Annotated in this window: 23 protein-coding genes; 15 read left to right on the top strand and 8 right to left on the bottom strand. The window is 54.0% G+C overall.

Annotated features, from left to right (window positions below; all coding sequences use genetic code 11):
- The first annotated feature begins 86 nt into the window (after positions 1-86).
- From flgA to flgN, 3 genes are all read left to right on the top strand, one after another.
- Positions 87-746, top strand: coding sequence for a flagellar basal body P-ring formation chaperone FlgA (gene flgA, locus BY447_RS17765; protein ID WP_033782620.1), 660 nt, complete (start codon positions 87-89; stop codon positions 744-746).
- 104 nt (positions 747-850) lie between these two features.
- A complete protein-coding gene (gene flgM / locus BY447_RS17760) occupies positions 851-1,156 on the top strand; it encodes a flagellar biosynthesis anti-sigma factor FlgM (RefSeq protein WP_033732238.1) in 306 nt (101 codons plus the stop codon).
- A gap of 5 nt (positions 1,157-1,161) precedes the next feature.
- Positions 1,162-1,593: a flagellar export chaperone FlgN gene (gene flgN / locus BY447_RS17755; RefSeq protein ID WP_013357436.1), complete on the top strand. Its 432-nt coding sequence runs from the start codon at positions 1,162-1,164 to the stop codon at positions 1,591-1,593.
- A 66-nt stretch (positions 1,594-1,659) separates the two neighbouring features.
- Here flgN and murJ read toward each other — a convergent pair whose 3' ends face one another.
- The 4 genes from murJ to rimJ all read right to left on the bottom strand — a co-directional run bounded on the left by murJ (position 1,660) and on the right by rimJ (position 5,487).
- Entirely contained in the window at positions 1,660-3,198 is a 1,539-nt protein-coding gene (gene murJ, locus BY447_RS17750) for a murein biosynthesis integral membrane protein MurJ (RefSeq protein ID WP_110331690.1), read from the bottom strand.
- Positions 3,199-3,319: 121 nt separating this feature from the next.
- Positions 3,320-4,240: a Gfo/Idh/MocA family protein gene (locus BY447_RS17745; protein ID WP_110331689.1), complete on the bottom strand. Its 921-nt coding sequence runs from the start codon at positions 4,238-4,240 to the stop codon at positions 3,320-3,322.
- Position 4,241: 1 nt separating this feature from the next.
- Positions 4,242-4,880 (bottom strand): DUF480 domain-containing protein, encoded by a 639-nt coding sequence (locus BY447_RS17740; RefSeq protein ID WP_110331688.1) that lies wholly within the window; start codon positions 4,878-4,880, stop codon positions 4,242-4,244.
- 13 nt (positions 4,881-4,893) lie between these two features.
- Complete coding sequence (rimJ, locus tag BY447_RS17735; RefSeq protein WP_013357432.1) at positions 4,894-5,487, bottom strand: ribosomal protein S5-alanine N-acetyltransferase; 594 nt, start codon at positions 5,485-5,487, stop codon at positions 4,894-4,896.
- 288 nt (positions 5,488-5,775) lie between these two features.
- Here rimJ and grxB point away from each other — a divergent pair, with 288 nt between their 5' ends.
- The 9 genes from grxB to BY447_RS17690 all read left to right on the top strand — a co-directional run bounded on the left by grxB (position 5,776) and on the right by BY447_RS17690 (position 12,162).
- The gene (gene grxB, locus BY447_RS17730; protein ID WP_013357431.1) at positions 5,776-6,423 is read left to right on the top strand and encodes a glutaredoxin 2; all 648 of its coding nucleotides are present in this window, start codon (positions 5,776-5,778) and stop codon (positions 6,421-6,423) included.
- Between the two features lie 115 nt (positions 6,424-6,538).
- Positions 6,539-7,102 (top strand): lipoprotein, encoded by a 564-nt coding sequence (locus BY447_RS17725; RefSeq protein WP_013357430.1) that lies wholly within the window; start codon positions 6,539-6,541, stop codon positions 7,100-7,102.
- A gap of 134 nt (positions 7,103-7,236) precedes the next feature.
- Positions 7,237-8,280, top strand: a complete 1,044-nt coding sequence (gene pyrC / locus BY447_RS17720) for a dihydroorotase (RefSeq protein ID WP_110331687.1) — start codon at positions 7,237-7,239, stop codon at positions 8,278-8,280.
- Positions 8,281-8,342: 62 nt separating this feature from the next.
- Positions 8,343-8,588 carry a DNA damage-inducible protein I gene (gene dinI / locus BY447_RS17715; RefSeq protein ID WP_003849907.1) on the top strand — a complete coding sequence of 82 codons (246 nt, stop codon included), beginning with the start codon at positions 8,343-8,345 and terminating at the stop codon, positions 8,586-8,588.
- A 145-nt stretch (positions 8,589-8,733) separates the two neighbouring features.
- Positions 8,734-9,006: a hypothetical protein gene (locus BY447_RS17710; protein ID WP_013357428.1), complete on the top strand. Its 273-nt coding sequence runs from the start codon at positions 8,734-8,736 to the stop codon at positions 9,004-9,006.
- Between the two features lie 246 nt (positions 9,007-9,252).
- Positions 9,253-9,507, top strand: a complete 255-nt coding sequence (gene bssS, locus BY447_RS17705) for a biofilm formation regulator BssS (RefSeq protein WP_110331686.1) — start codon at positions 9,253-9,255, stop codon at positions 9,505-9,507.
- Between the two features lie 94 nt (positions 9,508-9,601).
- Positions 9,602-10,714, top strand: coding sequence for an N-methyl-L-tryptophan oxidase (solA, locus tag BY447_RS17700; RefSeq protein WP_110331685.1), 1,113 nt, complete (start codon positions 9,602-9,604; stop codon positions 10,712-10,714).
- A gap of 295 nt (positions 10,715-11,009) precedes the next feature.
- Positions 11,010-11,585, top strand: a complete 576-nt coding sequence (locus tag BY447_RS17695) for a cytochrome b (protein WP_033782613.1) — start codon at positions 11,010-11,012, stop codon at positions 11,583-11,585.
- A gap of 1 nt (position 11,586) precedes the next feature.
- Positions 11,587-12,162 carry a YceI family protein gene (locus tag BY447_RS17690; protein WP_107319529.1) on the top strand — a complete coding sequence of 192 codons (576 nt, stop codon included), beginning with the start codon at positions 11,587-11,589 and terminating at the stop codon, positions 12,160-12,162.
- A gap of 39 nt (positions 12,163-12,201) precedes the next feature.
- Here BY447_RS17690 and BY447_RS17685 read toward each other — a convergent pair whose 3' ends face one another.
- Positions 12,202-13,251, bottom strand: a complete 1,050-nt coding sequence (locus tag BY447_RS17685) for a rhodanese-related sulfurtransferase (protein ID WP_110331684.1) — start codon at positions 13,249-13,251, stop codon at positions 12,202-12,204.
- A 253-nt stretch (positions 13,252-13,504) separates the two neighbouring features.
- On the opposite strand from BY447_RS17685, the gene BY447_RS17680 reads away from it, so the two are divergent.
- The 3 genes from BY447_RS17680 to BY447_RS17670 all read left to right on the top strand — a co-directional run bounded on the left by BY447_RS17680 (position 13,505) and on the right by BY447_RS17670 (position 15,766).
- Positions 13,505-14,428, top strand: a complete 924-nt coding sequence (locus tag BY447_RS17680; RefSeq protein WP_013357422.1) for a Kdo(2)-lipid IV(A) acyltransferase — start codon at positions 13,505-13,507, stop codon at positions 14,426-14,428.
- Positions 14,429-14,967: 539 nt separating this feature from the next.
- Positions 14,968-15,234 (top strand): hypothetical protein, encoded by a 267-nt coding sequence (locus BY447_RS17675; protein ID WP_110331683.1) that lies wholly within the window; start codon positions 14,968-14,970, stop codon positions 15,232-15,234.
- Positions 15,235-15,364: 130 nt separating this feature from the next.
- Positions 15,365-15,766, top strand: a complete 402-nt coding sequence (locus BY447_RS17670; protein WP_110331682.1) for a MysB family protein — start codon at positions 15,365-15,367, stop codon at positions 15,764-15,766.
- On the opposite strand, the gene BY447_RS17665 is transcribed toward BY447_RS17670, so the two are convergent.
- The 3 genes from BY447_RS17665 to BY447_RS17655 all read right to left on the bottom strand — a co-directional run bounded on the left by BY447_RS17665 (position 15,757) and on the right by BY447_RS17655 (position 20,207).
- Entirely contained in the window at positions 15,757-15,969 is a 213-nt protein-coding gene (locus BY447_RS17665; protein ID WP_161733850.1) for a YceK/YidQ family lipoprotein, read from the bottom strand. The two genes, BY447_RS17670 and BY447_RS17665, sit on opposite strands and share 10 nt — an antisense overlap.
- A 157-nt stretch (positions 15,970-16,126) precedes the next feature.
- The gene (gene mdoH / locus BY447_RS17660) at positions 16,127-18,679 is read right to left on the bottom strand and encodes a glucans biosynthesis glucosyltransferase MdoH (RefSeq protein ID WP_110331681.1); all 2,553 of its coding nucleotides are present in this window, start codon (positions 18,677-18,679) and stop codon (positions 16,127-16,129) included.
- Positions 18,672-20,207, bottom strand: a complete 1,536-nt coding sequence (locus BY447_RS17655) for a glucan biosynthesis protein G (RefSeq protein WP_179291200.1) — start codon at positions 20,205-20,207, stop codon at positions 18,672-18,674. Before BY447_RS17655 ends, mdoH begins: the two co-directional genes overlap by 8 nt.
- Positions 20,208-20,406: the final 199 nt, after the last annotated feature.

Raw genomic sequence — 20,406 nt, 5'->3', positions numbered from 1 at the left:
TAACGCCTTAAATGACCGCTATTTTGACAATTGAGGATTTTTCTTAACGAGTACACTCGTCGCCATCATCAGTGAGGAACTGCACAATGCGTCGATATCTGACTCTGCTGACCAGCCTGCTGGTCGTGATCGCCCTGCCGGCTTCTGCCGGGGATCTCAATGCACAACTGAATCAATTTTTTAAAGCGCGTGACGCTCAGCATGCTGAAGGCATGGTGGTCGTGGTGCGCACGCCGAAAGAGCAATGGCCAGCCTGTGAGACGCCTAAGTTCACCCTGCCAGGCAATAGCCGGTTATGGGGCAACATGAGCGTGGCGGCAAACTGCGATGAGAATCGCCGTTATATCCAGGTACAGGTTCAGGTCACCGGGTCTTATCTGGTGGCGACCCGGCTGCTGAGCCAGGGCAGCAGCGTCAGCGAAAGTGATTTCACGCTGCAGACCGGCCGCCTTGATACCCTGCCTGCCCGCGCCCTGTTGAATGCGGACGCAGTCGCAGACGCCGTAGTGCTGCGTGATATCCAGCCAGGACAGCCGATTAATCCCTCCACGCTGCGTCAGCCATGGCGTGTTAAGGCGGGTCAGAATGTGATGGTAATTGCCAGCGGTGACGGCTTTGACGCCAGCGGTGAAGGCAAGGCGCTGAACAACGCCGCCCGCTCGCAGTCGGTTCGGGTGAGGATGGGAAATGGCCAGATTGTCAGCGGTAAGGTGCGCGACGATGGGAATATTCTTATAACGCTGTAAAGTGTTAAAGAAGCCCGCAGTGCTGCCGATAGAAGAATCAACAAAGCGATAACGCTATTATGATTCAGGTGGCAGACTTCCCCTGACCGTACAGGAGCCCGAATATGAGCATTGACAGAACGCAACCTCTGAAACCCGCCAGCACCGTACAAAGCCGCGACAGCAGTGAGTCTGGCAGCAGCAAAGTGCGTCAGAGTGCCAGCCCGGTAGCAGCCACGACCCCTGCTGCAGCGCAGGTCAGCCTGAGCAGCGCGCAGTCGCAGCTGATGCAGCCGAGCAGCAAAGATATTAACGTCGAGCGCGTTGAACAACTGAAAACCGCCATTCGTAATGGCGAACTGAAGATGGATACCGGCAAAATCGCCGATGCGCTGATTGCCGACACTAAGGCGTATTTAGAGGGTAATTAATTCCCATGAGTAATTTGCAGACCACATTAGATAAGATGCAGGACGTGCTGGCGTCGCTTTCAGCGGTGCTGGAAGAAGAGCAGCAGCAACTGGCAGCGGGCAGCATTAACAGCAACCTGTTGCAGCGCATCACCGAAGATAAAAGTGCGCTGCTCAGTACGCTGAACTATCTGGATGAGATGCGCCGTACCGCTGAACAGAGTCAGGCGACATCGGCACCTTATCGTGGTCAGAACGACATGGCGCGCCGCTGGGACACTATTCAGCAGCATACCCGTCGTCTGCAGGATGCCAATGTTCATAATGGCATGCTGCTGCAGCATCAGATTCGCTACACCGAAAATGCACTTGAAGTGCTGAAGCCGCATCAGACTCAGGCCTTTTATGGCCCGGATGGGATGGGTAAAGGCCAGGCGACGTTAAGTCGTAAAGCCTGAGCCGCAAAGTAGCGAAAAAAATCCCGCCTGGTGCGGGATTTTTTATTGTCTGCTTTAGGCTCAGTCTTACACAGCGGTGCGCCGTGCATAGTCGCGCAGCCTGAAGCCCAGCACTCCCAGCGCCAGGAAATAAGCGCCGCCGCCGACAGCACAAACCGCCGCCAGACGCAGCAGTCGCCACAGCATGGAGCCCTGCTCCCAGGCCGGCATCCACTGCAGCATGGCAAACAGCGCGCCGGCCATCACTACCACAGCGATCAGCAGGCGGAGCAGGAAGCTGCTCCAGCCCGGCTGCGGCATAAAGATATTCTTCTTACGCAGCTGCCAGTAGAGCAGCGACGCATTCAGACAGGCCGCCAGACCAATCGACAGTGACAGACCGGCATGTTTCAGCGGGCCAATAAACGCCAGGTTCATTAGCTGCGTCATGATCAGCGTGATAATCGCGATTTTCACCGGCGTTTTGATGTCCTGACGGGAATAGAAGCCCGGCGCCAGCACCTTAACCACAATCAGGCCCATTAGTCCGACGGAGTAAGCGATCAGCGCACGCTGCGTCATCAATGCATCAAAGGCGGTGAACTTACCGTACTGGAACAGTGCCACGGTCAGCGGACCGGAGAGCATGCCCAGCGCCACGGCACTCGGCAGCGCCAGCAGGAAGCAGAGGCGCAGACCCCAGTCCATCAGTCGGGAATATTCATCATGGTTGCCGCTGGCAAAACTTTTAGCCAGCGACGGCAGCAGAATGGTGCCCAGCGCCACACCCAGCACACCCGAAGGGAACTCCATCAGGCGATCCGCGTAGTACATCCAGGAGACCGAACCCGAAACCAGAAACGAGGCGAAGATGGTGTTGATGATCAGCGAGATCTGACTGACGGAAACGCCCAGAATGGCCGGGCCCATCTGACGCATCACTCGCCATACGCCCGCGTCGCGCAGATTAAGACGCGGCAGCACCAGCATTCCCAGCTTTTTCAGATGAGGAAGCTGATAGCCGAGCTGCAGCACGCCGCCCGCGACTACCGCCCAGGCCAGCGCCATTACCGGTGGATGAAAGTGCGGCGCAGCAAACAGCGCAAAACCAATCATGCTGACATTCAGCAGGGTTGGCGCAAACGCCGGCACCGAGAAGCGGTTCCAGGTGTTCAGCACCGCCCCCGCCAGCGAGGCCAGCGAAATCAGCATAATGTAGGGGAACGTCACCCGCAGCAGCGAGCTGGTCAGGGCAAACTTATCAGCACTGTCGGCAAAGCCGGGGGCCGTGACCATGATGACCCAGGGCGCAGCGATCATCCCCGCCACCGTGACCAGCGCCAGTGCCAGCGTCAGCAGGCCTGAGACGTAAGCCAGAAACAGTTTCGTCGCCTCTTCACCCTGCTTGTTTTTATATTCAGCCAGAATCGGCACGAACGCCTGAGAAAATGCGCCTTCAGCAAAAATACGGCGCAGCAGATTGGGCAGTTTAAACGCAACAAAGAAGGCATCGGTCGCCATTCCGGCACCAAACACCCGCGCCACGATGGCATCACGGGCAAAGCCCAGTACGCGGGAAAACAGGGTCATAGAACTGACCGCTGCCAGCGATTTCAACAAATTCATAATTGACGGCGCATCCTGAAAAGAATCGGCAAAAAAGGAGAATTAGCGCGGGCACCCGAGGATGCCCGGCGACAGTCTACTGCCACGGAGGGAAATGACCAGCGCGGAGTGTTACAAGGCGTTATTCCTGCGTCGCCTCACGCCACAGTTTTTCCACCACACGCTGCGCCATCAGCGCCTGCTCACCGCTGGTTTCAGGCTTCGTCTGATTTTGTACGCAGTCAATAAAATGGCGTGCGGCACCGCTGAAGCCGCGCTGTGTCAGATGACTCTGCCAGGCGGGCGGCGGGGTGATTAGCAGGCCATCACTGCGCTCTTCCTGCCAGTCGCGCATCTCGCTGATGTCGATGCACTTACCGTCACACACTGCGCTGACCCGCTCGCGCTGACTGCCTGCGCGCCGGTGCATGCTGGTGGTGATCGCCAGGCCTTCAACAGCGAAATGGTGCTCGGCATAGAGCATCTGCCCCTGCTCGTTGGTATCAATGCGTCCCTGAACCTGGCGAAACGGCTTGCCGCCCAGCCAGAGCGCGGTGTCCACCACATGCAGGTAGTCATCAAGCAGGGTAAAGCGAAGATCCCATGGTCCGACGCTGTCGCTGCGGTGCTTTTCAATCCGCAGAGAAGCCGCGCCAGCCATCTCCGCCCGCAGCTGCTGATAGCGCGGGGCGAACCGGCGGTTAAAGGCCACCATCAGTTTACGCTGGTGTTTTTCCGCCAGCGCCACCAGCGCTTCAGCCTGCTCCAGGGTTTCAGCCAGCGGCTTGTCGACGCAGACATCTTTTCCTGCCAGCAGCAGCGCCCTGACCACCTCATAGTGGGTGGCGGTGCTGCTGTGAACAAACACCGCGTCGCAGGCTGCGGCTAACTCATTCAGTGAGCCAAAGCACTGCATGCGATAGCTGTCACAGACCGGGCGGGCTTTGGCCTGATTCGGGGAAAACGCCCCCACCAGCGTCCAGTCTGTCGCGGCCGACAACACCGGCAGCCAGGCTTTCTGTGCGATACCGCCCAATCCCACCACGCCAATACGTAATGTCATCTCAGCTCTCCGGTTGCAGCAATTGGGTGAGTTGTGCCTGCAGCGCGGCGACCTGGTGTTCCAGCGTAGTGACGCGCGCCGCCAGGTCGCCCTGCTCTTCCGGCGCGTCGGCAGCCTGATGCGCGTCATCTTCATCGCCCAGCAGATGCATAAAGCGGCTTTCACGCTTGCCTGGCTCACGCGCCAGGCGGATGACCTGTGCACTGTCTTCGCGCTGCATCAAGCCTTCCAGCGTCTGCTCGACGTCGCCGACATCACTGAACTCGTGCAGACGTCCGCTGCGGGTACGCAGTTCGCCTGGCGTCTGCGGCCCGCGCAACAGCAGCAGGGTGAGAAGAGCGACTTCCGCACTATTGAGTTTCAGTGTACCAAACGCGGAATTACAGAAACGCTGCTCATATTTCACCACCCGCTGTCCGGCGGCGCTGCTGCCGGTGACCAGATGACGCTTTTCGAGCTGATCGAGCTGATTCTGTACCTCGCTTTCACTCAGCTCCATCACCGGCTCGCGATTCGATTTCTGATTACAGGCCACCACTACGCCATTCAGTGACAGCGGATACTGCTCTGGCGTGGTGACCTGCTTCTCCAGCAGGCAGCCCAGCACGCGCAATGCCTGCGCGGATAAAGCCATCTTCATGCTCGCGTCCTCATTATTGTCCACGCCGGTCAGGCGTCCATTCCCGCAGGGTTAAGGCCGTCAGCACGTGATCCTGCCAGCGTCCGTCGATCAGCAGATAATCTTTCGCGTAACCCTCTTTTTCAAAACCGAGTCGCGCCAGCAGATCGCCGCTGCGCTGGTTGTGCGGCATGTAGTTCGCCATGATGCGGTGAATATGCTGCTGGCGCTGCATATAGCGGATAGCCGACTGCAAGGCTTCAAACATCAGCCCCTGCCCCTGCCACTTTTCACCCAGTGAATAGCCGAGATAACAGGCGTGAAAGGAACCACGCAGCACGTTGCTGAAGTTCGCCACGCCCCGCACTTCGGTTTCATCGCTGTCCATTAAAATGAAATAGAAGGCCGACCCCTGCTTATGCATGTCGGAAATCAGCCCGAGGCGCGCCTGCCAGCCCGACGGGTAGCAGTGGCTGTCATCGCGCACCGGCTCCCACGGTTTTAAAAACAGGCGGTTTTCCGAATAGTAATCTGCCATTCGCCAGGCATCACGTTCGTGAACCAGACGGACCACCAGTCGATCGGTGGTTAATCGCACCCTGGGCGCGGCAGAACGATAGCCAAACATCCTGACTCCTGAAATCAATGGCTGTGAGTGAAAGCCGTCATTACCCGGCTTTCACTATAACCGCCGCCTGGGCTGCGGTAAAACGTTACAGCGGTTTAGCTTTAAAGAGGTTGATTTTGCTCTGTTATCACAGCGATGACCCGTCGGTTCGCCCGGCTACAGCCACCAATCCTGGCTGGCAGGTTTGCCCTGCAGGGTAATCTCTTCCATACTTTTTGAGCGCCCGAAAACAGGATGAATTGATTCACTCTGTTAAACACTAAACCTGTAAAAATCCGGGAGATCAGGATGAAACTCTATATCTATGACCACTGTCCTTTCTGCGTTAAGGCGCGAATGATTTTCGGTCTGAAGAATAAGCCGGTTGAGCTGGTGGTGATGCTCAACGACGATGAAGAGACGCCAAAACGACTGATCGGGCAAAAAATGGCACCGATTCTGCAAAAGCAGGATGGCAGCGCAATGCCTGAGAGCATGGAGATCGTGCATTATGTCGATCAGCAGGATGGCGCGCCGCTGATCACCGGCGCGCTGAACCCGGCGATTGGCGACTGGCTGCGCCACATGAACAGCTATGTCAATAAACTGCTGCTGCCGCGCATTGCCGAAGCGGCCTTTGCCGAATTCGCGACGCCTGAGGCGCGTGCCTATTTCCGCAGCAAAAAACAGGCGAGCCTCGGTGATTTTGAAACGTTGAAGAGTCACTCTGCCGGGCTGATTAAGAATGTGAGTGAGGATCTGCGCAAACTGGACAAACTCATCGTTCAGCCTAATGCGGTAAACGGCGAACTGTCGGAAGATGATTTTAATCTCTTCCCGCTACTGCGCTCCCTGACGCTGGTCGCCGGTATCGACTGGCCGAGCCGGGTGGCGGACTACCGCGATAACATGGCCAAACAGACCCAGGTTAATCTGCTCTCTTCGATAGCGCATTAGTCCCGCCCTGATGAGAGACGCTGCGGCGTTTCTCATCCCTTTCCTGATGACACCCGTCACGCATTCAGGCAGGCTATGGCCTGTTTACTGGCTCTGATATTCAGGATAAAGATCGATGAAAAAGGCTTTTTTCGGGCTGACTGCCCTGTTGATGGCGCTGCTGGTCAGCGGCTGTAATCAACTGACGCAATACACCATCAGCGAACAGGAAGTAAACCAGGCGCTGCAGAAGCACAACAACTACGAGAAGGATATTGGCGTTTCCGGACTGGTTAACGCACACATCGTGCTGAACAACCTGACCAGTCAGATTGGCCGCGAAGAGCCGGGTAAAGTGACGCTCTCCGGCAACGCTAAAATTAATGTGACCTCATTGTTTGGCCCGCAGCAGGCCGATATGCAACTGAAGATGCGTGCTCAGCCGGTTTATGATCAGCAGCAGGGCGCAATTTATCTGCGCGATCTGGAGATTGTCGATGCCCAGGTTGCCCCGGAAAAAATGGCCTCAATCATGAAGACGCTGACGCCTTATCTGAATCAGTCGCTGAAAAGCTATTTTGATCAAAAACCCGCCTATGTGCTCAGCGCTGACCGCAGCAAAGGCGAATCGCTGGCGAAAAAATTTGCCAAAGGACTGGAAGTGAAGCCCGGCGAACTGGTCATTCCCTTTACGCAGTAATCCCGATTTCCGCGCCTACTGGCGCGGATTTTCTCTGGCGGCATAAAAAGCAGGTGCAAACGGTTGCCTGAATCCTTATGCTTAGACCCCGGCCAAAACACGCCTTTTGTTTCCTTTCTGCCGGAGCTTCACTGATGACAGCACAACCTCAGCAACTTACCCTGCGTCGCCCTGACGACTGGCATATTCATCTGCGTGATGATGAGATGCTTAAAACGGTCCTGCCTTATACCACCGCAGTGAATGGTCGTGCCATTGTGATGCCAAACCTGGTGCCGCCGGTAACCAGCGTGGCGGCCGGTGAAGCGTACCGCGATCGCATTCTGGCGGCACTGCCCGCCGATCACGCCTTTACGCCGCTGATGACCTGCTACCTGACCGACTCGCTGGATCCTGATGAGCTTGAGCGCGGTTTCACCGCCGGTCTGTTCACCGCGGCGAAGCTCTATCCGGCGCACGCTACCACCAACTCCAGTCATGGCGTGACCAATATCGCGTCGATTGCCCGCGTGCTGGATCGGATGCAGACGCTCGGTATGCCACTGCTGATCCATGGTGAAGTGACTGATGCACATATCGATATTTTTGACCGCGAAGCCCGCTTTATTGAAACCGTGATGGTGCCGCTACGCAGCCAGTTTCCGGCACTGAAAGTGGTGATGGAGCACATTACGACGCAGGACGCCGCTGAATATGTTGCTGATGCCGGTGAGACGCTGGGCGCAACCATTACCCCGCAGCATCTGATGTTTAACCGCAACCATATGCTGGTGGGCGGAATTCGCCCGCACCTCTACTGCCTGCCCATCCTTAAGCGCAACGTGCATCAGGAAGCGTTGCGTAAAGTGGTAGCGAGCGGGAATCCACGCTTCTTCCTTGGCACCGATACCGCGCCGCATCTGCGTCATCTTAAAGAGGCCAGTTGCGGCTGTGCGGGCGTTTTTAATGCGCCGACGTCGTTGCCCGCCTACGCCACCGTTTTTGAAGAGCTGAATGCGCTGGAACATTTTGAAGCGTTCTGTTCTGAAAATGGCCCGCGTTTTTACGGTCTGCCACTGAATGAGGGGACGATCACGCTGGTGCGTGAGCCGTGGCAGGTGCCGGAGTCAATTGCGCTCGGCAGCCACTCACTGGTGCCGTTCCTGGCCGGTGAAACGCTGAACTGGCGCATCGCATAATTTTACTTGCCTCCGGACCACCAATACTGTAAATATATACAGTATCTTAACCGGAGGCTATTATGCGCGTTGAAATTACCGTATCCAATACCCGACCTCTTCCTGCTGGCGCGATAGAAGCGTTAAGCGATGAATTATCGCGCCGCATCGACGAACAGTTCCCTGACTCGACCAATCACGTCAAGGTACGTTACGCCAGTGCTAACAATCTCAGCGTGCTGGGCGGTGGAAAAGAGACGCGCGACCAGATCAGCGAAATCCTGCAGCAGACGTGGGAAAGCGCTGACGACTGGTTCATTACTGATTAACCGCCACTGTGCTTTTTTTCCGGGTGTCGCCACCCGGTTTTTTTATCTTTTCTCCCCTCTCGCACTTCCCCCTCTCTGCATCTAGACTCTTACTGATCAATGCCCTATCCTTGCGCTCGTCACGCATAACAGGAGGTGCGACACCATGACTACTGATAAACCGGAAGAGGCGATGACCTTTGGTGAGTTGTTAGCACTGATTGGTGATCAGCAGCGTCGTTTAACGGTGCTGGAAAATGCCTTTTCCAGTCTGATTTTCTGTCTTGACGATCGTGCCAGTCAGTTGCTGGTGCACAATCTGTCGCTGGAAGCCCAAAATCAAAACCATGATGAGCAGCTTCAGCAGCACTTTGCCCGTCTGGCAGAAACACTGCAAAAACGTGGCGGCGGCATCGTGCCGGAAACGCCGGCACTTTAAGCCCGTTCACGCGGCTTAACCCGCTTTTTGCATGCCCATTGAACAGTGATAAAAATGCCTGCCCGTCAGGCATTTTATTTTTCAACGCCCTCCTTTCAAACGCAAATATTCTGTGAGAAGCTGGCTCACGGCATTTTTTAAACAGTGATACCCGGGTTTACTGTTATAATTGTTTCGCTATCGGAATAAAAAAGCCGCATTGAACCTCATCATGCACTTCGTTTAACGAGTAATAAGGAGGTTATAATGGACAGAAAAAAAGACGTTATCCAGACCCATCCACTGGTGGGCTGGGACATCAGTACCGTTGATAGCTATGACGCCATGATGATCCGCCTGCACTCGCTGTCGTCGCAGGATCAAAAAGAAGAAGAAGCGGATGTTGGCCCGACCTACTGGCTGACAACGGATGTGGCAAGGCAGTTTATCTCGATCCTCGAGGCAGGCATCGCCAAGATAGAATCAGCCGAGCAACCAGAACGACTCCTCAATAAGCATTAATTTCTGCCGCATCAAAGAGGCGCCCTCAGGGGTGCCTTTTTCGTTTCTGTTTCTGGTATGCTTTTGATTATGTGACTCTTAGAGTGTCGTTATCATGATTTATGATCTTATCGTCGTCGGCAGCGGCTCAGTGGGCGCAGCGGCTGCCTACTATGCTACCCAGGCGGGTTTATCGGTATTAATGATCGACAGCGCCCATCCTCCCCACAATCAGGGAACGCATCATGGCGAGAGCCGGCTGATTCGTCACGCGTATGGTGAAGGCGAACATTATGTTCCGCTGGTTCTGCGGGCGCAGACGCTGTGGGATGAGCTGGAACAGCGCGCCGGTGAGCGCATCATGCACCGCAGCGGCGTACTTAACCTTGCACCTGACCACTCCCCCTTTATCCGGAACGTTATCGACAGCGCGAGCCGCTGGCAGCTCAATATCGAGGTGATGCAGCCCGATGACGTGCGTAAGCGCTGGCCGCAAATCAACGTGCCAGAGGGTTATATGGGCGTCTTTGAGCCGCAGTCCGGCTTTCTGAAATGTGAACAGGCGGTTCGCAGCTGGATCCAGCTGGCGGAACAGGCGGGCTGTGCGCAGCTGTTTAACTGCCCGGTCTCAGAGATTGGTCGTGATGGCGACCTGCAGCAGGTCACCACTCTGGATGGCATCTATCGGGGCCGCAAAATGCTGATAAGCGCTGGCACCTGGGTCTGCAAATTAATCCCTGGCCTGCCGGTCGTCCCTACCCGCAAAGTATTTGCCTGGTATCAGGCAGATGGCCGCTACAGCGAGAATAATAAGTTTCCCGGCTTTACGGTTGAAATGGCAGATGGCAGCCAGTTTTACGGCTTTCCAGCGGATAATAACGCACTGAAGGTAGGTCGCCATGATGGCGGTCAGCTGATGCAGCAGCCTGAAGATCGTAAACCTTTTGGCGCGGTAGCGGCGGACGGCAGTGAGGCCTTTGGTTTTCTCCGTCAGTTTTTACCTGGCGTCGGCGTCTGTCTGCATGGCGAAGCCTGCAGCTACGATTTCAGCCCGGACGAAGACTTTATTATCGATACCCTGCCGGGTGAACCTGACCGCCTGTTGATCACCGGACTCAGCGGACATGGGTTTAAATTTGCCAGCGTGTTAGGCGAGCTTGCTGCGGAATTCGCACAGCAAAAACCGTTCTCCTTTGATTTGTCCCCCTTCCGTCTCTCGCGTTTCTGACTCTGAAAACGGGTGGCATCAGTATGATGCCGCCCTGCTGACATAAACTGACGAAAACTGAACCTTAATGACATAACGGTGACTTATATTTCGCCCATATCGTTAATTACCGTCATTTAACGTTGACGACTATCCCGCCAGAAATATCTCATTCAGTAATACTGGTCATCTCGCCGCAGTTTTATTCAACCTTTTCACCCCGAAAATTAAAATTTATAGAAGCGTAAGGTCGATTGCTTTTATATTTCATAATGTGGATGCTTATTTCAGATTATTTCTTCATGAAACCCATATTATGTTATTACGTAATACACCTCATCAGTTTGGGCTGGTTGCTGTACTACTGCACTGGTCAATGGCGCTGGCAATTTATGCCATGTTTGCACTGGGACTCTGGATGGTTGGTCTCGGCTATTACGACAGCTGGTATCACGACGCACCGGAAATCCACAAAAGTATTGGCGTCATCCTGTTGCTGACGCTGATCATTCGTCTGCTGTGGCGCGTTATTTCCCCGCCGCCAAAGCCGCTAAGCAGCTATTCCCCGCTGGTACGCATCAGTTCGGTAGTGGCGCACCTGCTCCTTTATACCCTGCTGCTGGCCATTCTGATCAGTGGCTATCTGATCTCCACCGCCGATGGCAAACCGATCGCCGTATTTAACTGGTTTACACTGCCCGCACTGTTCAGCGGCGCAGGCGAACAGGCAGATCTGGCAGGCGACATTCATCTCTGGCTGGCCTGGACGGTTGTGGTCCTGTCGGTACTGCATGGTCTGGCTGCGCTAAAGCATCACGTTATCGATCGCGATATCACCCTAAAACGGATGTCAGGTTTACGTCTCCCCTTACCCTCTGAAAAGGATAAATAATATGTTTAAGAAGACTTTACTGGCGATGACCGGTGCCGGCCTGCTGCTCGGCTCGATGACTGCCGGTGCCGCGGACTATAAGATTGATAAAGAGGGTCAGCACGCCTTTATCCAGTTCCGCATTCAGCATCTGGGTTACAGCTGGCTCTACGGCACCTTCAAAGATTTTGACGGCAGCTTCACCTTCGATGAAAAGAATCCGGCCTCAGATAAAGTTGACGTGACCATTAATACCAGCAGCGTTGACACCAATCATGCGGAGCGTGACAAGCACCTGCGTAGTGCTGACTTCCTGAACAGCAGCAAAAACCCGCAGGCAACGTTCAAATCCACAGCAGTGAAAAAAGAGGGTGACGAGCTGAAGATTACCGGCGATCTCACGCTGAATGGCGTGACTAAACCGGTGACGCTGGCGGCGAAAATGCTGGGTGAAGGTAAAGATCCGTGGGGCGGTTACCGCGCTGGCTTTGAAGCCGAAGGCGAAATTACACTGAAAGATTTTAATATTACCAAAGATCTGGGACCAGCTTCGCAGAAGGTTGAGCTGATGATCTCGGTTGAAGGTGTGCGCCAGTAAAACAGCAAGCCGCCTGAAGCTCATTTCAGGCGGCCACGCTTATTTCTTCACTGGCGACGGAATAGTCATGTTTAACAGGCCACGCGACTTGTTAAAGATCTTGTTACCATTCTCACGTCCCGCCCGGCGAGCGCGCTGCTCCTCCGGTGAAAGTTTTGCTTCTTCCTGACAGATCGGGCTACAGCAGTTCTCAAACTTCTCTGCGCAGCTTTTGCACTGGATAAACAGCAGATGACAGCCGTCATTCACGCAATTGACATGGGTATCACAGGGTTCGCCGCACTGATGACAGTTCGACAGCACGTCGTCAGAGATCCGCTCACCCATTCGCTCATCAAACACAAAGTTTTTGCCTTTGAAGCGAACCGGTAATCCCTGTTCACGGGCGCGTCGGGCATACTCAATGATGCCGCCTTCAATGTGGTAGACATCCTCGAAGCCGTTATGCCGCATCCAGGCGCTCGCCTTTTCACAGCGGATCCCGCCGGTGCAGTACATGACGATCTTTTTGTCTTTTTGATCCTGCAACATATCAACCGCCATCGGCAGCTGATCGCGAAAGGTATCAGCAGGCACTTCCAGCGCATTATCGAAGCGGCCCACTTCATATTCATAATGGTTACGCATATCGACGAACAGGGCATCAGGATCGTCCAGCATGGCGTTAACCTCGGCCGCTTTGAGATACTGACCCACGTCGCTGGCATCAAAGCTATCGTCTTCAATACCGTCCGCCACAATGCGGTCGCGCACTTTAAGACGCAGCACCCAGAATGATTTTCCATCGTCATCCAGCGCAATATTCATTCGCAGGTTGTTTAGCGCCGGGTCAAAGCCATACAGCCACGCTTTCATCTTTTCATACTGGCTGGCGGGCACGCTGATCTGCGCATTGATGCCTTCATGTGCGACATAGACGCGGCCAAAGACTTTGAGTGACGTCAGGCCAAGGTAGAGCGCATCGCGGAAGGCTTTAGGGTCGGCAATCTGGAAATATTTATAAAAAGAGACAGTAGTGCGCGGCTCGGTTTCAGCCAGCATGCGCGCCTTTAGCTCTTTATTGGAAACGAGGTTATGTAACACTGGCATGGTGTTCTTTCCTGTTATCAATAGGAGAAATTTAGCGGGCACATGATACCTGATTTCACCGGGATGCAAAGGCCAGTCTCGGAATTATGCGCGGATTGCTGTTTTTTCCGGCACTATCTGGTTATTTAACATCAGCCTGCAGTAGCCTGGTCTGTCAGTGATATTTATACGCACGATAAAAACTGGCACAATGGCGCAAATCAATGAGATATCAGCACTGAATGGTGCGCGACGCAGGAAAATTAACCTTCACATGACTCAGTTGCCTCAGTTTTCACGAGAACTGCTTCACCCGCGCTATTGGCTGACCTGGCTGGGTGTCGCTTCTCTTTATCTTTTGGTGCTACTTCCTTATCCCCTGCTTTATGTGCTCGGCTGCAATATTGGTCGTATTGGGATGCGTTTTATGAAGCGCCGCGTCAATATAGCCCGACGTAATCTGGAATTAACATTTCCGGATATGCCGGTTAATGAACGCGAAGCGATGGTTAAGCACAATTTCGAATCAGTCGGCATGGGATTGATTGAGACCGGTATGGCATGGTTCTGGCCGGACTGGCGCATCAACAAATGGCATAAGCCTTCGGGACTGGAGCATATCCAGCAGGCGCGCGATAGTCAGCGTGGCGTACTGCTCATTGGTATGCACTTTCTGACACTGGAGATTGGTGCACGCATGTTTGGCATCCATAATCCTGGCATTGGCGTCTATCGTCCTAATGACAACAAACTGATCGACTGGCTGCAGGTAAAAGGCCGGATGCGGTCGAATAAAAGCATGATCGACCGGAAAGATCTCAAAGGCATGATCCGCGCACTGAAGAACGGTGACATCATCTGGTACGCACCCGATCACGATTATGGCCCGCGTAGCAGCGTCTTTGTGCCCTTTTTTGCCGTGGAAAAAGCAGCCACGACGGTGGGCACTCATCTGCTGATCCGCACCGGCAAACCGGCGGTTATCCCCTTCGTGCCACGTCGTCTGCCCGGCGGACGTGGTTATGAACTGATGATACTGCCTGACATCAGCGCCGAATTTACGCTGGAAAGCGATGAAGTGACCGCCGCCAGAATGAATAAAGTGGTCGAAGAGGGCGTCCTGCTGGCCCCCGAACAGTACATGTGGCTCCACCGCCGCTTTAAAACGCGCCCCGAAGGCGAGCCCTCACGTTATTAATCAGTTCGCGCTAAATGTCCGCCAGGCATTTAGCGCGTTTCTGACCCGACATCCAGCTAAATAAATCAGTCGCTCATCACAGAAGAATCCTTTCAGCCATATTTCAGTGCCAGTGATGAGTATGGGACCATAGACGGAATATAATTTCTTTCTGTTTACCGTTAAACTCGCTAACCCATTCCTTTACCGGAAAGCGCTGCGCGCGCACTTTAGCTTTTTATTAATTAATATTGCATCGATCTCGGTTTAATTTCATCTGGCGCTATTTATTCCGTATTCCAGGCCTAATCCTATTTAGCCAGCCTTAATGGTATCTCCGCGCTTATCAATCGATAAAAATTAACTTATTTTACAATCAATTACCTGGTTAATTTGGCTTATATTCCATTTTGCTTTTTTTTAACATGCGGATAGATCGTTATGGAATTTGTAGTCGTTTATGCTTATCGGTAATTTCATTTGTAACAGTCAGACCTTTAATGGACCTGACTAAAATTATAAAAAGACAATACACAGCAACCTCTAGCGGGACAGATTATATGAACAAAGGTCTCTACTATTACGTTACTATCAGCACCGATCAGGACAATTATCATTTTCTGCATCGAAAGGGGTGCAAACGCCTGCCAGATAAAGAAGAGCTGATATTTATCGGCACATTATATAATCTGAGTCAGGCACTTTCGATCGCCAGAATTAATTTTAAGAAAGTGAAGCCCTGTATAAAATGTTGTATCCGCTACTCCGCACCGGTGATTCATGAGTCTGTTCAACCTGTTCTGCACTTCCCGCAAAAGATGATCTGACCCTGGCTGGCGGGAAATGGCTTATTTCCCGCCAGTTGCACCGCCCTGCCCTTTCCCTCCTACAGATTTCGTCTATCCTTCACTGAAATCAAAACAATCCGTAGTTAATGAACCCGTAAGGAGAAGAGCGATGAGCATGTACAGTACGTTAGAGGAAGCGATTGATGCTGCACGTGAGGAGTTTCTCGCTAACAACCCTGAAGTGGATGAAGAAGAAGCCTCAATCGGTCAGTTTGGTCTGCAGAAATATGTGATGCAGGACGGCGATATCATGTGGCAGGCTGAGTTCCTGGCAGATGAAGGTGATGCGGGTGAATGTCTGCCTTTCCGCAGCGGTGAAGGCGCACAGGCTATTTTTGATGCTGACTTTGATGAAGTGGAGCTGCGTCAGGAGTGGCTGGGGGAAAATACGCTGCACGAGTGGGATGATGGCGAATTCCAGCTGGAGCCGCCGCTTGACACCGAAGAGGGTGAAGCAGCGGCACAAGAGTGGGAGGATGATAACAGCGACTCCGATCGCAGTTATTCGTAAGGACCGTGACTGGCATCCACCGGTAACAACAGGGTGTCCATCACCAGGGACAGCGGCAGATCAAGGATAGTCAGTACCCGCCACCCGCTGTCACGCACATCCCACTGCACGCCGGGATAATATTGATTACCGTGCCCCTGTCCGGGCACGGTACGGCTGATAATACTGCCGCATCCGCTTAAACAGAGCACAGCCGCAACGATAACGCCTGTCTTTAATAACCCTTTCACCACTGATATCCGCCCTGAACAGCCGTTGAAGTCGTCACGCGCTACCTGCGGTAGCGTCCAGCACTCAATTTATCATCCTGACGCTGTTTTAATCCGATAAAAAAAGCGGCATCGCTGCCGCTTTTTCAGATTACGCGTTTTTTGCCAGCGCGTGAGGGTTGAGGTTAAGTTTCTGATAACTCTCTACCCACTGATGATACTTGTCCGCGTTTTCCCACAGTCGGGTGTGAACACGGGCCAGCACTACCGGATCGCTGATCAACTGCAGACGCTGTTCACGACCCAGTTTATCCGGAGCATCGCTCAGCGCCTGATCTACACGGCGGTCACGCGCATAGTCCAGTAACTGACTCTGCTTATGACGCGATGTCGCCAGTGCCGTTGCCAGCGCGTTGAAGGCGGGATGGAACAGGGCATGCATAAAGCCATTTTCCAGCGCGCGCTCACGATTCAGCAGCACATAGCGATCGGTATCGACCAGCTCCTGCGGCGGCGAGTACTCTTCCGGGATCAGGAACAGTTTGGCTTTCTTGCTCTTAATCCCCAGGGTTGAGCGACTCGACATCACCGAAACAAACGGCGACAGGATCAGTGAGAAGACAATCGGAGCCAGCCACCACAGGAAGTTAAGATCCAGCAGTCCCATACCAATTGCCCACACCAGACCCAATGCCATCTGCGAGCCGTGACGTTTAAACGCCTCGCTCCATGGAGTGGCATCGTCATCACGCTGCGGTGAGTTCCACACCACTTCCCAGCCGAGGAAAGCACTGACCACAAACACCGTATGGAACAGCATGCGCACTGGTGCCAGCAGCACCGAGAACAGCGTTTCCAGCACCAGTGATGCCAGCAGGCGCAGCGGACCACCGTAGGCCTTCGATCCTTTAAACCAGATCAACACCACACTCAGCATCTTCGGCAGGAACAGCAGCACCATCGTGGTTGAGAACAGCGCTATCGCCAGCTCAGGACGCCACTGCGGCCAGACCGGGAACAGCTGTCTGGGTTGCAGGAAGTAGGTCGGTTCCATCAGCGTATGCACCACCTGTAAGGCAGTGGAGAGCGCCAGAAACATGAACCACAGCGGAGCCGACAGATAGGACATGACACCGGTCAGGAACACCGCACGGTGAACCGGGTGCATCCCTTTTACCAGGAACAGGCGGAAGTTCATCAGGTTACCATGACACCAGCGGCGGTCACGCTTCAGCTCATCCAGCAGGTTTGGTGGCAGCTCTTCATATGAGCCCGGCAGGTCATAGGCAATCCAGACGCCCCAGCCTGCACGACGCATCAGCGCGGCTTCAACGAAGTCATGCGACATGATCGAACCGGCAAAAGAGCCTTCACCCGGTAACGGGGCCAGCGCACAGTGCTCAATAAAGGGTTTCACGCGGATAATGGCGTTATGGCCCCAGTAGTGAGACTCGCCCAGCTGCCAGAAGTGCAGACCGGCAGTAAACAACGGACCGTAGACGCGGGTTGCGAACTGCTGACAGCGTGCATAGAGCGTATCCATACCCGAAGCTTTCGGCGACGACTGGATGATACCGGCATTCGGATTCGCATCCATCATGCGCACCAGACCGGTCAGACACTCACCGCTCATGACGCTATCGGCATCCAGTACGACCATGTAGCTGTAGTTGCTACCCCAGCGACGGCAGAAGTCATCGATGTTACCGCTTTTACGCTTCACACGACGACGACGGCGGCGATAGAAGATCTTGCCCGCCCCGCCAACATCCCGCACCAGTTCCATCCAGGCTTTCTGCTCGGCAATGGCGATATCCGCATCGTAACTGTCGCTGAGAATGTAGACGTCAAAATGTTCAGCGTTCCCGGTGCGAACCACGGATTCCCAGGTTGCACGCAGACCCGCATAGACACGTTCAACGTCTTCATTACAAATCGGCATAATCAGCGCGGTACGATGCGCCGGATTAAGCGGCTCATCTCCGACCGTTGAATACGAGATACTGTATTTGTCACGGCCAATCAACAGCTGCAGGAAGCCCATCAGGGCGGTCCAGAAACCGGCTGAAACCCAGCAGAACAGGATAGCGAACAGGAACAGGATGCCGGTCTGCAACACATAGGGCAGGATCTGCATCACCGACTGCTGCCAGTTCTGATTGATCATCTCCATCGGGTCCAGCAGCGTCCAGCCCTGATAGGGCAGAATGCTCTTCATGTACCAGGTGGCGACCACGGTCTGGAAAATAGTCAGGATCAGCAGGATGTAGCGGCGAATCGAACCGACATGACGCCACTTCTCTTCGGCACGCTGCTCTTCCGCATTGGCATAACGCGGCACCGATTTGTGTCCACGCAATGAGTCCCAGGCACGGGCAACCGGGTTGGTACGCCAGGCTTCCGGGAACATCAGTGAGCGTTTGACCTTCGGCATCGCTTTCAGCGTGGTGCGGTCGAGATAATCTTTACCTAACTGCTGGCCGTCAGCCAGCGAATCGGGCCAGGCCATTTCGACCCGCGATGAGACCGATTTTAACGGCGCATCGTCGGGACGATCACTGGCTGCGACATCCCTGCCCAGCGCATCATGGATGAAGTGGAACTCACCGGCATTCTGCAATGAGACGCTCAGGCGGGCCTTCCCTGCCGCATCCAGCGGCAGAGATTCCACATAACGTTGAGGTGTAAAAGTGGATTTATTCATTGGCAGGTAACTGATAGCTCCAGGTTTCCGTCAATGTCTTGTCGCCGCTTACCAGGGCCGCACGCATTTCGGTGGACTGCTTGGTATCTTTCACACGCAGACGCAACACCAGACGCCAGCCTTTGGTGACCGGGTTATAACGTACGCTCTGCTCAACCACATCGGCATTTTTGCCGACGCTGACCTGCGGGGCCACCTGGCTGTTTTCCGCCATCTTACTCATGTCTTTACCCACGAAGTCGATGGTGAAAGCCACGGTGCCATCCGGCTGACGCACGAGATTAGACTGCTTCACGTCACCCGCTGAACGGAGGGTATTTTTGACCCAGGCCGTATCATCGGAGTGCAGCTGGTTTTCGTCGCGCGAGAAATGCAGACGGTATTTGAAGTTCATCTCTTTGCCAGGCTCTGGCAGTGTCTCTGGCGTCCAGAACGCAACGATGTTGTCGTTGGTTTCGTCTGCCGTCGGGATTTCAACCAGTTCAACCCGGCCTTTACCCCAGTCGCCGATTGGCTCAACCCAGCCGCTTGGACGCAGGTCATAGCGGTCATCAAGATCCTGATAGTTGTTAAAGTCACGCCCGCGCTGCAGCAGACCAAAACCTTTTGGATTTTCGATGGTGTAAGTGCTCACCGCCAGATGACGCGGGTTATTCAGCGGACGCCAAATCCACTCCCCGTTGCCATTGTGGATGGAGAGACCGTCCGAGTCGTGCAGTGCCGGACGGAAGTTGTTCACCGTGGATGGCTGATTCTGACCAAACAGGAACATACTGGTCAGCGGCGCAATACCCAGTTTGCCGACGTTATCACGCAGGTAAACTTTTGACTGCACATCAACGGTTGACGCCTCACCCGGATGCAGCACAAAGCGATAGGCACCCGCCGCGCGCGGCGAATCGAGCAGTGCATAGATCACCAGCTGTTTGTCCTGTGGTTTAGGACGCTGAATCCAGAACTCTTTGAAACGCGGGAACTCTTCACCGGACGGCAGTGCCGTATCGATGGCGAGTCCACGCGCCGACAGGCCATAAACCTGACCGGCACCGATCACCCGGAAGTAGCTGGCACCCAGGAAGCTGGCGATCTCATCGTTTTTACCCTTGTTGTTAAGAGGGTAAAGCACTTTGAAACCGGCAAAACCGAGGTTTTTCACCGCATCCGCGTCATGTTTTACATTACCGAAATTAAAATAATCGGGGTTGTATTTAATCTCGCGCACCGCGCTGGCGGTCACTTCGTTAATCTGCACCGGGGTATCGAAGTACATACCCTGATGATAGAACTCCAGCTTGAATGGCGTGCGCAGTTTGCCCCAATACGCTTTATCGTGGTTAAACTGGATCTGCTGATAATCAGCAAATTTCATTTCACGAAATTGAGAGGGTAAATTGCTTTTAGGCGCTTCGAAGCTTTTCCCTGCCAACGCTTTGGCTTGTTTTGCAACATCATCGATGTTAAACGCCCAACTGTTATTAGCGTACAACGCCAGCAGAACCGCAGTACCAATCCAGCGTACCTTCATCAGTCCGGCTTTATTTTTTTCTTTAGTCAGCACATCCCCCCCTTTCGTGTGCTTAAATCAAACCCGTTTATCTTAAAGGATTATTCGGTTTTCCGACAGCTTATGCGCAACATTGTTCCCGCATTTCGTCAGGCTTAACGCTACTTTTAGGACAATTAGACACTACGGATTCCACTGATAGTATACCCGGTTTATCCCAGGT

Origin of the sequence: Pantoea sp. JKS000250 (assembly GCF_003201065.1) — a bacterium.
GTDB classification, from domain to species: domain Bacteria; phylum Pseudomonadota; class Gammaproteobacteria; order Enterobacterales; family Enterobacteriaceae; genus Pantoea; species Pantoea vagans.
The sequence above is the reverse complement of the archived record's forward strand: the minus strand, read 5'-3'. Positions and strand labels throughout refer to the sequence as shown.

What these genes read in the sequence shown, in the direction of transcription:
- flgA (WP_033782620.1), top strand. Translation starts at nt 87, where the DNA reads ATGCGTCGATATCTGACTCTGCTGACCAGCCTGCTGGTCGTGATCGCC.
- flgN (WP_013357436.1), top strand. Translation starts at nt 1,162, where the DNA reads ATGAGTAATTTGCAGACCACATTAGATAAGATGCAGGACGTGCTGGCG.
- bssS (WP_110331686.1), top strand. Translation starts at nt 9,253, where the DNA reads ATGGACAGAAAAAAAGACGTTATCCAGACCCATCCACTGGTGGGCTGG.
- BY447_RS17690 (WP_107319529.1), top strand. Translation starts at nt 11,587, where the DNA reads ATGTTTAAGAAGACTTTACTGGCGATGACCGGTGCCGGCCTGCTGCTC.
- BY447_RS17725 (WP_013357430.1), top strand. Translation starts at nt 6,539, where the DNA reads ATGAAAAAGGCTTTTTTCGGGCTGACTGCCCTGTTGATGGCGCTGCTG.
- solA (WP_110331685.1), top strand. Translation starts at nt 9,602, where the DNA reads ATGATTTATGATCTTATCGTCGTCGGCAGCGGCTCAGTGGGCGCAGCG.
- mdoH (WP_110331681.1), bottom strand. Translation starts at nt 18,679, where the DNA reads ATGAATAAATCCACTTTTACACCTCAACGTTATGTGGAATCTCTGCCG.
- pyrC (WP_110331687.1), top strand. Translation starts at nt 7,237, where the DNA reads ATGACAGCACAACCTCAGCAACTTACCCTGCGTCGCCCTGACGACTGG.
- dinI (WP_003849907.1), top strand. Translation starts at nt 8,343, where the DNA reads ATGCGCGTTGAAATTACCGTATCCAATACCCGACCTCTTCCTGCTGGC.
- rimJ (WP_013357432.1), bottom strand. Translation starts at nt 5,487, where the DNA reads ATGTTTGGCTATCGTTCTGCCGCGCCCAGGGTGCGATTAACCACCGAT.
- BY447_RS17695 (WP_033782613.1), top strand. Translation starts at nt 11,010, where the DNA reads ATGTTATTACGTAATACACCTCATCAGTTTGGGCTGGTTGCTGTACTA.
- BY447_RS17685 (WP_110331684.1), bottom strand. Translation starts at nt 13,251, where the DNA reads ATGCCAGTGTTACATAACCTCGTTTCCAATAAAGAGCTAAAGGCGCGC.
- BY447_RS17740 (WP_110331688.1), bottom strand. Translation starts at nt 4,880, where the DNA reads ATGAAGATGGCTTTATCCGCGCAGGCATTGCGCGTGCTGGGCTGCCTG.
- BY447_RS17745 (WP_110331689.1), bottom strand. Translation starts at nt 4,240, where the DNA reads ATGACATTACGTATTGGCGTGGTGGGATTGGGCGGTATCGCACAGAAA.
- BY447_RS17670 (WP_110331682.1), top strand. Translation starts at nt 15,365, where the DNA reads ATGAGCATGTACAGTACGTTAGAGGAAGCGATTGATGCTGCACGTGAG.
- grxB (WP_013357431.1), top strand. Translation starts at nt 5,776, where the DNA reads ATGAAACTCTATATCTATGACCACTGTCCTTTCTGCGTTAAGGCGCGA.
- BY447_RS17680 (WP_013357422.1), top strand. Translation starts at nt 13,505, where the DNA reads ATGACTCAGTTGCCTCAGTTTTCACGAGAACTGCTTCACCCGCGCTAT.
- BY447_RS17710 (WP_013357428.1), top strand. Translation starts at nt 8,734, where the DNA reads ATGACTACTGATAAACCGGAAGAGGCGATGACCTTTGGTGAGTTGTTA.
- murJ (WP_110331690.1), bottom strand. Translation starts at nt 3,198, where the DNA reads ATGAATTTGTTGAAATCGCTGGCAGCGGTCAGTTCTATGACCCTGTTT.
- BY447_RS17675 (WP_110331683.1), top strand. Translation starts at nt 14,968, where the DNA reads ATGAACAAAGGTCTCTACTATTACGTTACTATCAGCACCGATCAGGAC.
- flgM (WP_033732238.1), top strand. Translation starts at nt 851, where the DNA reads ATGAGCATTGACAGAACGCAACCTCTGAAACCCGCCAGCACCGTACAA.